This window comes from Streptomyces sp. NPDC048696 (genome assembly GCF_043198895.1).
GTDB lineage: Bacteria > Actinomycetota > Actinomycetes > Streptomycetales > Streptomycetaceae > Streptomyces.
Window position 1 is genome coordinate 88,605 of record NZ_JBICVJ010000014.1, and the last position, 13,797, is coordinate 102,401.

At 72.6% G+C, this 13,797-nt stretch carries 8 protein-coding genes; 3 read left to right on the forward strand and 5 right to left on the reverse strand.

Annotation, left to right across the window (positions count from 1 at the left end; genetic code table 11):
• Positions 1-453 precede the first annotated feature (453 nt).
• A complete protein-coding gene (locus tag ACGFRG_RS27295) occupies positions 454-1,206 on the reverse strand; it encodes a GPP34 family phosphoprotein (protein WP_361433140.1) in 753 nt (250 codons plus the stop codon).
• Positions 1,207-1,689: 483 nt separating this feature from the next.
• On the opposite strand from ACGFRG_RS27295, the gene ACGFRG_RS27300 reads away from it, so the two are divergent.
• Both ACGFRG_RS27300 and ACGFRG_RS27305 read left to right on the forward strand, forming a co-directional pair.
• On the forward strand, positions 1,690-4,074 hold the full coding sequence (locus ACGFRG_RS27300) for a D-alanyl-D-alanine carboxypeptidase (RefSeq protein WP_393268117.1): 2,385 nt from the start codon (positions 1,690-1,692) through the stop codon (positions 4,072-4,074).
• 149 nt (positions 4,075-4,223) lie between these two features.
• Positions 4,224-6,119 carry an MFS transporter gene (locus ACGFRG_RS27305; RefSeq protein ID WP_393268119.1) on the forward strand — a complete coding sequence of 632 codons (1,896 nt, stop codon included), beginning with the start codon at positions 4,224-4,226 and terminating at the stop codon, positions 6,117-6,119.
• 186 nt (positions 6,120-6,305) lie between these two features.
• On the opposite strand, the gene ACGFRG_RS27310 is transcribed toward ACGFRG_RS27305, so the two are convergent.
• Entirely contained in the window at positions 6,306-8,189 is a 1,884-nt protein-coding gene (locus ACGFRG_RS27310; protein WP_393268122.1) for an amidohydrolase, read from the reverse strand.
• A gap of 149 nt (positions 8,190-8,338) precedes the next feature.
• On the opposite strand from ACGFRG_RS27310, the gene ACGFRG_RS27315 reads away from it, so the two are divergent.
• Positions 8,339-9,343 (forward strand): LacI family DNA-binding transcriptional regulator, encoded by a 1,005-nt coding sequence (locus tag ACGFRG_RS27315; protein WP_393268125.1) that lies wholly within the window; start codon positions 8,339-8,341, stop codon positions 9,341-9,343.
• A 13-nt stretch (positions 9,344-9,356) separates the two neighbouring features.
• Here ACGFRG_RS27315 and ACGFRG_RS27320 read toward each other — a convergent pair whose 3' ends face one another.
• From ACGFRG_RS27320 to ACGFRG_RS27330, 3 genes are read right to left on the reverse strand one after another with little or no spacing between them, the layout of a single operon-like run.
• Positions 9,357-10,973 (reverse strand): carboxylesterase/lipase family protein, encoded by a 1,617-nt coding sequence (locus ACGFRG_RS27320; RefSeq protein ID WP_361433129.1) that lies wholly within the window; start codon positions 10,971-10,973, stop codon positions 9,357-9,359.
• A 1-nt stretch (position 10,974) separates the two neighbouring features.
• Complete coding sequence (asnB, locus tag ACGFRG_RS27325; protein ID WP_393268127.1) at positions 10,975-12,837, reverse strand: asparagine synthase (glutamine-hydrolyzing); 1,863 nt, start codon at positions 12,835-12,837, stop codon at positions 10,975-10,977.
• Between the two features lie 22 nt (positions 12,838-12,859).
• Positions 12,860-13,777 (reverse strand): tyrosinase family protein, encoded by a 918-nt coding sequence (locus ACGFRG_RS27330; RefSeq protein WP_361433124.1) that lies wholly within the window; start codon positions 13,775-13,777, stop codon positions 12,860-12,862.
• Positions 13,778-13,797 lie beyond the last annotated feature (20 nt).

Below are 13,797 nucleotides of genomic sequence, written 5' to 3' on the forward strand. Positions count from 1 at the left end.
GGAACTGCACCTCCGGCTGCGGCACTTCGCTCTTTCTCTGCTCTTCCGCTCAGCAGACTGCCACCAATGTTCGTGGCCCCGCTGGGAAATGGCCACACACGGTGGAGTACCGGCTACCGGGGGTACGAAATTCTTTCTCGCGTTCCGCCGGGGGAAGCGAGTGCGGGAACTCGCGAAGCGGGCGCCGAAAGACCCCGGGGACCGCGGGAGGGCGTCGAAAAGACGCGAAGCGCGCGGGACCGGCGTCGGCCGGCCCCGCGCGCCCGTGCTGCGGCTCCCGAACCGGGTCGTGAGGGGGACGTCGGTGCGGCGGGTCGTACGGGTGGTGCGAGGCGTTCCGGTGGTGCTGGTGGAACGCGTGGTGCGGGTCTTGCGGGTCGTGTCTGCGGTGCGGGTGGTTCCGGTGATTCGGCGCATGCGGTGCTTCTGGTGCCCGGTGGTACGGGTGTGGTGCTAGTGGGCCACCGCGCGGGCCATGCTGCCGCGCCGCGGCTGCATCGGAACCCCGGGTGCCGTCGCGGTCGGGCGGCTGCCCGCCGTGGCTCCGGCGCCGGTGCCGTTGGCGTTGCGGCGCGGTGCCGCGCCCACACCGTTCTGGACGTCCATCACGGCGTGCGCCACGAGTCCGCCCATGGGGTCGTGCCTGATCAGGTCCCGGAGCCGGGAGCGGGATGAACGCCCCTCGTTGCCCGGGTACAGGTGCTTGCCGAGCCCGACCGCGTGGGCCAGCGCGGCAAGCGCCGCGGTCCGCGGGTCCGGCGGTACGCCGGTGCGGATCGCACTGTCCAGCCGGGACCTGATTTCCCGGCTGATCGCCGTGTCCGTCGCCTGGTAGCGAGTCGTCGGCAGCACCCCGCACATCTGGCCGGCCACGGCATGAACCATGCCGCACCTCTCCAGATGCGAGAGATACGTCTGGCGCAGCCCCAGCCGGGGCCCGCCGATCCAGTGGACGGCCCGTACCGGACTGCCGCGCCTGCGCAGCAGTTCCAGTGCGGAGTCCAGTGTCGGATCTCCTGTCGGCCGTGCCATCACCACGGCGATACGATCCCCGTCTGGGGCTATCCGTCCTGCCAGAGCCAGCTCCACTAGCTGTGCTCCGGCGAGGCCGAGGTCGAGCGACTGCGGCTGCGCTGTGGTACCCGTGGTCGGGTCCAGAGCGAGCAGCAGAAGCTCCTCCGGAATTGTTCTGCGGCTCCTGCCCATCCATGCCTCCCCGCGTGGATGAATGACAGGGTGACCCCTCTCACATTCATCTGTCGAGAGCGCCTGGGCGGTAAGTACGGGAACCGACAGGTATGTCGTTCTCGTCTAGCAGGGGGGTCAACCCCGCACACAGGACACTGGTAGATGGTTCGGACAGGTTCGGACGGCGCCCCGGGGCGCCGGGAGGAGGCATCGGTGGCGGGCGAGTCCCCCGACAGGTCGAAGCAGCAGCAGTCGTCGGGGGAGACGACTCCGGGCGAACGCGATCCGCGTGTAGCGGTGTTCGGGGCCGGGGACGGCCCCGCCCGCCCGTCCGGTTCCCCGGTGGACGCGGCCGAGTCCGTGAACGGTTCGGCGAATCGGTCCACCAACGGGTCTTCGAACGGGTCCTCCAAGGGGGGGTCCTCGAACGGGGCCGTGTCGGGCAAGGCCGGAACCAATGGTTCCGCCAACAGTTCCGCCAATGGTTCGGCGAACGGTTCCGTGAGCGGTTCGGTCAACGGGTCCGCGAACGGGTCCGCGAACGGGTCCGCTCCCGACCTCGCCGAGGACGGCGGCTCCGCTTCCGCCTCCACTTCCGCCTCCGCTTCGGTGGACCAGGCGACCGCCGTGTTCCGCGCCCCGCGCCAGGAGGACGCCGAGTCCCGTGACACCCGGCTGCGGGCGGCCGTGGCGGCGTGGGTGGCCACCGACGGCGACCCGGAGGACGGCGACACGCCGAGCGCCGAGGACGGTGCGAAGGCCGCGTCCGGCCCCGCCGAGCCCGACGACGTACGCGAGAGCGTGCCCGCCCCCGCGGCGGGGCCCGGCGACGAGCCGAAGCCGAAGCAGGAAACGGACGCGAAGCCGAAGCCCGACGCCGACGCCGAGCCGGTCGCTTCCGCGAAGCCGGACAGCGACAGCGAGCCGGACGCCGAGCCGAAGGGCGAAACCGAGCCGACGCCGAAGGCGGAAGCCGAGCCCGCCGTCGAGCCGAAGGCAGACGCGAAGCCGAAGGCCGACGAGGCCAAGGCGGAGCCCGACGCCCGGCCCAAGGCCGAGAAGCCCGCCGCCGCGGCCAAGACGGCCCCGGCCACCCCCAAGGCCGACGACGACGCCTCTGACGCCACCGCCGAGGACGGCGACGCCGACACCGACGCCGACAAGCCCGCCGCCCGGGCCGCCTCCTGGGGTGCGAAGCTCTCCCCGGGCAGCGAGGTCGACGGCGCGGACGCGGACAAGTCCGACGACAAGAACGACGACAAGGGCGGCGACGCGGTCGACCAGCCCACCACCGTCTTCAAGGCCGTCCGGCCCCCCGTCGTGGACCAGCCGACCACCGCCATCCGGCTGCCGTCCAAGGGGAAGGGCGCGGGGAAGCCGGAGTCCGACTCCGAGCAGACCAGCACCTTCGTCCCGCTGCGCTCCGACGACGTACGCCCCGCCGCGAAGGCGACCGAGGCCCGAGCCGGTGGCGAGGCCAAGGCCACGAACGCGGCCGCCCCGTACGTGAAGACCCCCACCTCCCCCCGCATCCAGGTCCCGGACGCCGCGCCCGCGCTGCCCGAGGCCGCCGAGCGGACCCGGCAGCAGCCGCTGCCGCCGAAGCCGCCGCTCGATCTGCTCGCCGAGCTGACGAACACGCCGCCCCCGGCGCAGACCCCGGTCCGTACCGTGGTCCGGCGGTTCAAGATCTGGACCCCGCTGGTCATCCTGCTGCTGGTGGTCTTCGCGGTCGTGCAGTACGTGCGCCCGTTGCCGGACCCGGCCCTGAAGATGACCTCGGCCGCGGAGTACACCTTCGACGGCGCCGCTCCCCAGCTGCCGTGGCCCACCGAGGGGCAGGGCCTGATCACCGTGTCGGGGCTCGGCACGGTGGGGCGGTTCGGCGAGGAGAAGCCGGTGCCGATCGCCAGTGTCACCAAGTCGATGACCGCGTACATCATCATGCGCGACCACCCGATGAAGCCCGGTTCCAAGGGCGCCTCCATCCCCGTCGACAAGCTCGCGGAGAAGGAGGGCGGCTACAACAAGACCGGCGACGAGTCGACCGTGGACACCATCAAGGCCGGTCAGAACCTCTCCCAGAAGGACGCGCTCAGCGCGGTCATGATTCCGTCCGCGAACAACGTGGCACGGCTCCTCGCACGCTGGGACGCGGGCTCCGAGGCGGCGTTCGTCAAGAAGATGAACGACACCGCGAAGGAGCTCGGGATGACGAACACCACGTACACCGACCCGTCCGGTCTGAACGCCACGACCGTCTCCACGGCGGTCGACCAGGTGAAGCTGGCCACCGAGCTGGTGAAGATGCCGGCGCTCGTCGACATCACCAAGCAGCCGAGCTGGACCGACCCGTCCGGCAAGGCGTGGCGCAACTACAACACCCTCGTCCCCTACAACGGCGCGATCGGCATCAAGACCGGCTCCACCACCAAGGCGGGCGGCAACCTGCTCTTCGCGGCGACCAAGGACGTCGGCGGGACGAAGCAGACGATCGTCGGCGCGGTCCTGAGCCAGCACAAGGGCGTCTCGATCCTCGACACCGTGAACAAGGTGAGCAAGGACGTGCTGATCGACACCCGCAAGAGCCTCACGTCGGCGACGGTGATCAAGAAGGACACGGTCGTCGGATATGTGGACGACGGGCTCGGCGGCAAGACGCCGGTCGTCGCCACCAAGGACCTGACCGTCGCCGGCTGGCCGGGGCTGCGGACCACCATCGCGCTGACGGCGACGGGCGCCAAGGTGCCGCACTCCGCGAAGGCGGGCACCGTGGTCGGGCAGCTGACCGTGGGTTCCGGTGCCGGTCAGGTCTCCGCGCCGGTGGCCCTGCAGAAGGCGCTCGCCGAGCCCGGCTTCGGGTCGAAGCTCACCCGTTTGGGCTGATCGTCGGCCGCTGACCACGAGGGCGCCCCGGTCTCCGGTGGCGCCCTCGTGCTAGCTTCGGTCAACTGGAGGACGCGGGGCGGCGTCCCTATGAGCGACGGGGCGAGAGACGTCCCATGAACGTGACAGTGTGAGGCGGGAGAGCCGCAGTGACCACCGCTGAGCCGACGCCCGCGCGCGCCGACGGCAGCAGCTCCGCCGAACCGGAGGGGCGAATACAGGACACGAACGAGGACCGGGACGTGAGCACGGACAGCGGCCTGGACACGCGCGTGGACGACACGTCCGAGGGCGATGCCCCCGAGACGGACCGCAGGCTGCTGTGCCGGGTACGTGCGCTGATGCTGAAGCATCCCGTCTGGTCGATGACGGCGGTCGCCGCCGTCGGGCACGTCCTGTGGTTCCTGTTCTTCGCCAACAGCGGCGGCGACCTCGCGGCCCAGGACGCCTGGGCCGAGTTCGTCGGCCGCCACCCGGCGTCCGCGTACAACCTGGCCTGGTACGGCGGGATGCACCCCGTCTCGTACAGCGTGGTGTCGCCGTATCTGATGTCGGTGCTCGGCGTGCGCAGCACGATGATGATCGCCGGCACCGTCTCGGTGACGCTGACCACGCTGATCCTGGTGCGGGTGCGGGCCGTGCGCAATCCGCTGCCGTGCGCCTTCGCGGCGCTGTTCGCCTTCCTGTGCAACGCCACGTCCGGCCGGGTGACCTTCGGGCTCGGCACGATGTTCGCGCTCGGCGCGGTCGCGGCGGTCTTCTGCTGGCCGCACCGCTGGCGCACCGAGCGGTGGGCCAAGGGCGCGGTCGTGGCTCCGCTGGCGGGCCTGGCGACCCTGAGCAGCCCCGTCGCGGGGCTCTTCCTCGGCGTGGTCGCCGCCGCGCTGTTCCTGAACGGGCGCCGCCCGGGCGCGTACTCCCTCGGTGTGCCGCCGGTCATCGTGGTGGCGCTCTCCGCGTGGCTGTTCCCGTTCTCGGGCACCCAGCCGATGTCGCTGGCCAGCACCTCGCTGCCGTTCCTCTTCGCGGTGATCGTGCTGTACCTGGCGCCCAAGGAGTGGAAGACGGTCCGCACCGGATCCGCCGTCTACGCCGTCGGCACGCTGCTGACCTGGCTGATCGACTCGCAGATCGGGTCCAATGTGACCCGGCTCGCGATGCTCTTCGCGGGCGTGGTGCTGCTGGCCACCCTGCCGTACGTGGTGCCCCGCTCGCGCCCGTGGTACGTCCTGGTCATCGCCTTCGCCGGGATGAACTTCTGGATCGGCTTCAAGGCCGTCGACGACATCGTCCGCACCCTGCCGGCCGCGTCCTGGGCGCGCGAGCTCGCCCCGCTCGTCGACCAGCTCCAGGAGGTCGGGGCCGAGCGCGGCCGCGTCGAGGTCGTGCCCGCCTCCAGCCACCGCGAGGCCTCGGCCCTCTCCCCGTACGTCAACCTCGCCCGGGGCTGGAACCGCCAGGCCGACATGGAGCGCAACCCGCTCTTCTACGACGACACGCTGAACTCGGCGAGCTACCGGGGCTGGCTGGACCGCTGGGCCGTCCACTACGTGGTGCTGCCCATGGGCCCGGCCGACGGCAAGGGCGACATCAAGGAGGCGAAGCTGCTCCAGGAGGGCCAGCCGTACCTCAAGGAGCTGTGGCGCAACGCCAACTGGCGGCTGTACGCGGTCACCGACCCGACCCCGCTCGCCGACCCGCCCGCGACCGTGCAGCGGGCGGACGAGGGCGAGCTGACGGTGATCGTGAAGTCCCCCGGCCGGATCCTGATCCGCATCCCGTACTCGCCGTGGCTGAAGCTGGTCGACGAGAAGGGCAAGGGTGTCGAGCCGCCGCAGGAGACCGCGGCGTCCAAGCGTCGGGCGCGTGGTGAGCCGAAGACGTACGACAACCCGAACGGGTGTTTGTGGAAGGCGCCGGAGGATGCGGCGGGGGATGAATGGACCGAGCTGCTCGCCCCCAAGGCGGGCACGTATCGCCTCGCGGCACCGTACAGCCTGCGGCGGGGTACGGCGTGCCCGGCGGAGCTGCGCACCCAGCACTGATTTCGGCTGCGGACCGTCTGTGGCTGGTCGCGCCCACGCGGCGGAGCCGCAAATCGACACAGCCCCGCGCCCCTAAGTGGGCCCTTCGGGCCCTCCTTTCGGCGACGCCCCGCGCTTCTGAATGGGCCCGAAGGGCCCTTCCAGGGGCGCGGGGAACTGCGCGACCAGCCCCCACCGTGCCGCAGCTCACCCGCAGCCGCAGCTCCCGTGGCGCCCGCCGTGCACCCCGGACAGGGCCGCCGGGCGGGCCGGGGACGGCGCAGACGGGGACGGGGGCGTGCCCTCGTGGACCACCCGGCCGCCCACCAGGGTCAGACGCACTCCCACCCCGGAGATCTCCCGCACGGGCACCCGTGTCACATCCCGGTCCAGGACCACCAGGTCCGCCGCCATCCCCGGCAGCAGGCGGCCGGTCAGCCGTTCCATGTGGAGCTGGTACGCCGTGCCCGCCGTGTGCATGCGCAGGGACGACGCCCGGCTCAGACCCTCCCGCTCCGGGTACAGCGCGCCTTCGCCCGCCTCCGAGCCCTCGCGGTCGACCGCCGTGCGGATCTGGTTCCACGTCTGGAGCGGGTCGACCGGCCAGTCCGAGCCGCCGGAGAGCGTGGCGCCGTGGCGCTCCAGGCTGCGCGCGGGGTAGAGCAGGCGGTGGCGCTCCGGGCCGATGTACGGCAGCAGCGCCTCCATCGTCCAGATGTCCCGCATCGCCCACTGGAGCTGCATGCACGCCACCACGCCGAGCGGCGCGAACCGCCGGTGGTCGTCGGGGTGCACCAGCTGGAGGTGCGCGACGGTGTGGCGGTTGCCGCGCCGCCCGTTCGCCCGCACCGCCGCCTCGTATCCGTCGAGCGCCGTCCGGACCGCCCGGTCCCCGATCGCGTGCGCGTGCAGCTGCCAGTCGGCGCGGTCGAGGACGGTCGCGAGGCGGCCGTAGTCGGCGGCGGAGACGTAGAGGTCGCCCCGGTGGTCCGTCGGCTTCCCGTCCGCGTCCAGGTACGGCGAGAGCAGCGCCGCCGTCTGCGACGGGTACTCGATCACCCCGTCCAGGAACACCTTGGCCGTGCCGAACCGCAGCCCGGGCACCTGCCCGTACCGCGCGCGCAGCTCGCGCAGGTGGCGCAGCGCCGCCGCCGGGTCCTTGGCCAGGTCCGGGCCGATCAGGAGCGCGGGCACGATCCGCTGCGGCAGCCGTCCGGCGGCGGCGAGCGCGGCGTACGTGTCGAGCTGGTGGGTCCCGACCGACGCGTCCATGAACGTGGTGATCCCGCAGGCCGCCGCCTGCGCGAGCGCCTTGGCGCAGGCGTCGACGAGCTGGGCTCGGGTGGGCGGCGGGATCACCCGGGTCAGGAGGTCCTGCGCGGTGTCCTTCAGCAGGCCGCCCGGGGTTCCGTCCGGGTCGCGCACGATGTGGCCGCCGGACGGGTCGGGGGTCGCGGCGGTGATTTGTGCGAGGTCGAGGGCGCGCTGGTTGGCCCAGGCGTTGTGCCCGTCGTCGCCGATGAGGGCGATGGGGCGGCGGGTGGGCAGCGCGTCGAGCATCCGGTGGTGCGGCACGGTACCGGCGGGGAGCAGCCCCACGGGGTTCCAGTCCTCGACGACCAGCCAGCCGTCCGGCTCGTGGGCGGTGTCGGCGACCAGGAACTCCCGGATCCGGTCCTGGAGTTGGGGGACGGTCAGGCTCTCCCCGGCCAGGGAGGGGTGGAGGGTGCGCTCGCCCGCGTTCAGCGGATGCGCGTGGCCGTCGTGGATCCCGCTCATGACGGTCGCCCCGCGCGCGTCCACGACTTCGGTGTCCCGCCCGATGAAGCGCTTCAGCGCCGCGTCGGTGCCGGTCGCGAGCACGGTCCCGTCCCGCCCGACGGCGACGGCCTCCTCGACGGGCGCGTGCGCCTCACCGGTGAGCACGCGCCCGTGGTGCACGACGAGCGCGGCCGACCGCCGCTTCGACGAGGCGGTGGCCGCCGTGGCCGCCGTGGCCGTGCCGGGTGCCGCGACCGGCACGGCCACGGCCGCGCCCAGGGCGGTCGCGAGGACCCGGCGACGGGAGGGCTGGGAACTGCTGCTGCGCATGGCTGCTCCTGGGGGTGGGTGGAGGGGCGGTGAGGGTGTCGTGACCGCCTCGACCCTTCGCGATTAATCCCTTAACCACCAGCGCCCCGCCGCAGACGATCCGCTCCGCGAACTCCCCTTCTTCCGACGGATTCCGTACGCTGAGACCCGTGCCCCGAGTGACCCGCGCCGAAGTGGCCCGCGCGGCCGAGGTGTCCACGGCGACCGTCTCCAACGCCCTGAACGGCACCGGCCGCATGGCCGAGGCGACCCGTGCGCGGGTGCGCGCGACCGCCGTCGCGCTGGGGTACGGCGAGCCCCCGCCGCGTACCCTCGGGCTCGCCGTCACCACGTACGGGACGCTCTCCTGGGACTTCGCCGGGATCCCGTTCTACGCCCGGGCGATCAGCGCCGCGACCGCCGCCGCCCACCGGCGCGGGTACGCCCTGATCGCGCTGCCCGCCGGGCCCGCCGAGGCGCTGTGGCGGACCGTGCCGGTCGCCGGGGTGGTGGTCCTGGACAGCCCGGCCGACGACCCCGTCGTCCGCGTGCTGCGCGAGCGGGGGCTGCCGCTGGTCTTCGACGGCCGCCCGGACCGGCTCGGCGCGCGCGAGGCATGGGTGGACAACGACCACCGGGCCACCACACGCGAGGTCCTGGACCACCTCGCCGCGCGCGGCGCACGCCGGATCGCCCTGGTCGCGGGCCCCGGCGAGGAGCACTACACGCGCGGCTGCCGCGCCGCGTACGAGGAGTGGTGTGCCGCACGCGGCACCTCGCCCCGCGTCGTGCCGCTGGACTTCGGCGATACGGCCGGTCGCACCCTGGACGCGCTGCTCGGCGGGGGCGATGCCCCGGACGCGGTGTACGGGCTCTACGACCCGTGCGGGCACCGGGTGTTGGCCTCGGCGGCGCGCTGCGGGCTGCGGGTGCCGGGCGATCTGCTGGTGGTGTGCGCCAGTGAGGACCCGGCGTACGCGACGACGGCCCCGCCCGTCTCCACCGTCTCGCTCGCCCCGCACCGCACGGCGCGGGCGGCGGTGACGGCCCTGGTGGACCTGGTCGAGGGCGCGTCCGGTGGGAAGGTGCCGCAGGAGCAGACGATTCCGGCGCGGTTCATGCCGAGGGAGTCGTCGCTGCGGGGGGCGACGACTCCCTCGGGTGCCGCCGGGTAGGCGGCGCCGCCGCTCAGACGACGCGCGGCGTCCAGCCGCTGTCGTCCCAGAAGCGGAGCTGGCGGGACTTGGTGGGGTGCGCGACGCGCGGGCCGCCCGGCTCGCCCAGGATCAGCGTGCTCGGGCGGTCCGGCGAGAACACCGGCCAGCCGGGGTCCCCGCTGCGGGCGAAGGACGCCACCGCGTCGACGAACGCGTTGCTGACCCCGCGCTCGCCGGGCCCGGTCCCGCACTCGGGGGCGTTCTCCGCGATCCCGTACGTGCCGAACAGGAACGGCGAGGTGTGCTCGTGCGGGGTGCCGAACCAGGGCGCGCGGGCCGGGTGCGCGAACTCCATCAGATACCCGGGCGCCGACCCCGTACGGGCGTGCCGCTCGGCGAGGCGGATGTCCAGGTACCGGAAGAGGCCGTCGCCCCAGATGTCGGTCCACAACGACACGGGATCCAGCGGCAGTCCGTCGGCCACGGCCGCCGCCCGGTACGCGTCGAGGCAGCCGTCCACCAGCGAGTCCGGCACGCTCGCGGCACCCTTGAGCAGCACCCCGCGCACGGCCTCGCGAAGGGACGCGTCGTCGGTCGGGGCCGGGGTGGGGATCGGCGAGCCGGGGCCGGTGTAGAAGGAGCCTTCCGTACGGGTGTGAACGGAGAGCACCGGCAGCGCGGGCGTGGGGAGTTGGTGGTCGAAGCCGTGCATCCAGCGCCCGTCGACGACCGGGCCCCGGTACTCGCGCCCGCTGCCCAGCGCGCGCCCGGCCGGGGCGCCCGCGAAGAGCCCGTTCCACGTGGTGCGGATCGCGTCGGCGGGGACCGCGCGCAATCCCCGTACCGTGGTGCCGAGTTGGGACGCCAGCTCCTCGTACGCCCGGCGCGCGTCCGGGACGGTCAGGGAGGTGGCGGGTGTCCAGACGTGGCAGGCGCTGATCGGCACGATCCGCCGCACGATGCTCCGTACATCCGCGCGCAGCGCCAGCTGCCAGGCCGAGGCGCCGCCCGCCGAGGTGCCGCTGAGGGTGATGTTGTGCGGGTCGCCGCCGAACGCCTCGGCGTTCTCGCGCACCCAGCGCAGCAGGGCCGCCTGGTCCTGGAGGGCCCAGTTGGCGCAGTCGCCGGTGGCGTCGTCGGTCAGGTCCTCGTGGTAGCCGAAACCGAACGGGCCCAGGCGGTAGTTGAAGGTGACCACCACGAGGTCGCCCCGGGCGGCGAGGCGGCTGCCGTCGTACGTGGGCAGGCTGCCCGCGCCGACCTGCCAGCCGCCGCCGTGGATGTAGACCAGGACCGGTCTGCGGCCGTGGGTGTCGGGGGTCCAGACGTTGGCGCAGAGCGCGTCCTCGCGGCTGTCCGGGTCGAGGTTCTGGGTGAACGCGGGCGCGAAGCGGGTGGCGTCGCGCACCTGCCGCCAGGGCAGCGGCGGGCGGGGCGAGGCGAATCTGAGCGGCCCCACCGGGGGGCGCGCGTACGGCACCCCCCGGAAGACCACGCTCTCGCCGGTCCGCTCCCCGGCCACCGGCCCGGCGGAGGTGTGCGCCACCACCGGGCCCGGCGCGGTCGCGGCGGCCGCCCGTGGCCCGACGACGGCCGCGCCCGCGGCCGCCGCCAGCACGGCCCGCCGCCGTATCGCGGGAGTCGGCACCTCAGCCGCCCTCGGGTACGAAGCGGATGCCGTAGTCGCGGATCCAGGTGTCCAGGTCCACGAGCCGTTCCATCACGGCGCGCCCGCTGTAGGGCCCGCCGATCGAGTACGAGCCCTCGGGCTTCTCAAGGAGGCGGCGCAGCCCGGCCGGGTCGACCAGGTCCAGGACGGGGGAGTCGCCCGCCGCCAGCTCCGCGATCCGCCCGCGCAGGGCGCGTTCGTACTCGATGTCCTGGGTGGAGGGGTACGGGCTCTTCTTGCGCTCGACGATCGAGGCGGGCAGCACGTCCTTCGTCGCCGCGCGCAGCAGGCTCTTCTCGCGGCCGTCGAACGTCTTCATCGCCCACGGGGTGTTGAAGACGTACTCGACCAGACGGTGGTCGCAGAACGGCACCCGGACCTCCAGGCCCACCGCCATGCTGATCCGGTCCTTGCGGTCGAGCAGGAAGGTGACGAAGCGGGTCAGATGCAGATGGCTGATCTCCCGCATCCGGGCTTCCTCGGCGCTCTCGCCCGCCAGCGCCGGGACGTCGGCCAGGGCCTCCTTGTAGCGCTGGTCGATGTAGGCGCCGAGGTCGAGCCGGTCCCACAGGCCGATGGTGCGCAGCGCGTCCAGACCGCCGGCCCGCCGGTAGGGCAGATGCCAGGGGAAGGTGGCCGAGGAGACGGCCTCCGGGTCGTGGAAGTGGCTGTAGCCGCCGAAGAGTTCGTCGGCGGACTCCCCGGACAGGGCGACCGTCGAGCGGGCCCGCACGGCCTGGAAGAGGAGGTAGAGCGAGTACTCCATGTCGCCGGTGACGGTCGGCAGGTCCAGGGCGCGCAGCACCGCGCCGCGCACCTCGGGGCTGAGCAGTTCGGCGTTGTCGAGGACGATGTCCTCGTGGTCGGTGCCGATGTGCGCGACGGCCTCCCGTACGAAGGGCGCGTCGGGCGCCTCCCACACCGCGTTGGCCTCGAACCGCTCGGCGTGCCCGGTGAAGTCGACGGAGAACGTACGGATCCGCTCGCCGTCGCCCTCGGCGTCCAGCGCGCGGGCGGCGATCGCGGTGACCGCGCTGGAGTCGAGCCCGCCGGAGAGCAGCGAGCACAGCGGTACGTCGGAGACCAGCTGGCGGCGCACGATGTCGTCGAGCAGTTCGCGCACGTGGGCGATGGTGGTGTCGAGGTCGTCGGTGTGCGGGCGCGACTCCAGCTGCCAGTACCGGATCTTGCGCACCCCGCGCCGCGAGATGCGCACCATGGTGCCGGGCCGCACCTCGTACATGCCCCGGAACACGGCGTGTTCGGGGGTCATCGTCAGCCCGAACACCTCGCGCAGGCCCTCGGCGTCGACGACCGCCTCGGCGAGCGGATGGGCCAGGATCGCCTTGGGCTCGGAGCCGAAGAGCACCCCGTCGTCGGTCGGGTAGTACAGGAGCGGTTTGACGCCCATCCGGTCGCGTACGAGCAGCAGTTCCTCGGTGCGGGTGTCCCAGATGGCGAACGCGAACATGCCGTTCAGGCGCTCCGCGAAGGACTCGCCCCACTCCAGATAGGCCCGCAGCACCACCTCGGTGTCACTGGCGGTACGGAAGCGATGGCCCCGGGAGGTCAACTCCTGCCGTAACTCGGGGAAGTTGTAGACCTCGCCGCTGTAGGTGATGACCGCCTGCGGGGTGCCGCTCTCCCCGGAGGTCATCGGCTGGCGGCCGCCCTCGATGTCGATGACGGCCAGCCGCCGGTGGCCGAGGGCCGCGTGCCGGTCGGTCCACACCCCGCCCGCGTCGGGCCCGCGGCAGACCATGGTGGCGGTCATGGCCCGGGCGCTGTCCTGGTGCTCGCTCACGTCGTGGGAGTAGCCGACCCACCCTGCGATGCCGCACATGTCTGGGACCCCTCTCTCGCCGTCAGGCGTACGTGTAGAACCGGCGGTGGTCGATGACCTCGGCGACCGTCTTGGTGTGCCAGGGGTAGAGGGGCGTGCTCGGGTCGGCGACCTCGGGGGTCGGCTCCTGCGGCAGGTAGTGCGGCACGTCCGGGTGCAGCGCCTGCCAGTCGCCCCAGATCTTGTCGATGAAGCAGTGGTGCAGGAAGAACACCGGGTCGTTGGGCGAGGAGATGTACATCATGTGCCCGCCCACCCACTGGTGGCCGGCGCCGTGCAGCTTCCCCGCCGGGGGCTCCCAGGCGAAGTTGGTGTAGCCCTCCAGATGGTTGCGGAAGCTGTTGTACGGGGGTGTGCTGCCGGAGGTGTAGTTCCACGGCGGGCAGTCGTAGACCGGCAGGTCCATGGTCTGCTGCAACTGCTCGGGCGAGGGCAGCGAGGGCAGCTTCTGCCCGATGCGGCGGATCAGGAACTTGCGGTCGTCCACGGTGTAGTGGCCGTTCAGCGCCGGGCTCTCGGGGCCCTCGGGCTGCACGTTGACCTTCAGCTCCCAGCCGTTCGGGTAGGCGAACGGGCCGGTCATGACCATGCCGTCGTCCGGGCGCCCGTCGCCACCCATGAAGTCGTCCTGCCACAGCGGCGAGTCCTTCGACTGGTCCATGGTCCAGTCCCAGTACGGCAGGGTCACCGTCGGGTCGACCCGGCGCAGCTCCTTCTCGAACTCCATCAGGTACTGGCGGTGCCAGGGGAAGAAGCCGGGGTTGATGTGCCCGACCCGCTTGCCGGTGTCCTTGTCCAGGTAGTCCTGGGAGTTCACGTCGACGTGCAGCTTGACGAACCTGTCGTAGATCCCGCGCCGCTTGATCTCCAGGACGGCCTTGATGAACCGCCGCCGCTCGCTGCGCGACAGGTCCAGGTGGTTCCTGCGGACGTGCGTCATGGCCTTGTTCCTCAATCTCG

What these genes read in the sequence shown, in the direction of transcription:
- ACGFRG_RS27310 (WP_393268122.1), bottom strand. Translation starts at nt 8,189, where the DNA reads ATGCGCAGCAGCAGTTCCCAGCCCTCCCGTCGCCGGGTCCTCGCGACC.
- ACGFRG_RS27330 (WP_361433124.1), bottom strand. Translation starts at nt 13,777, where the DNA reads ATGACGCACGTCCGCAGGAACCACCTGGACCTGTCGCGCAGCGAGCGG.
- asnB (WP_393268127.1), bottom strand. Translation starts at nt 12,837, where the DNA reads ATGTGCGGCATCGCAGGGTGGGTCGGCTACTCCCACGACGTGAGCGAG.
- ACGFRG_RS27295 (WP_361433140.1), bottom strand. Translation starts at nt 1,206, where the DNA reads ATGGGCAGGAGCCGCAGAACAATTCCGGAGGAGCTTCTGCTGCTCGCT.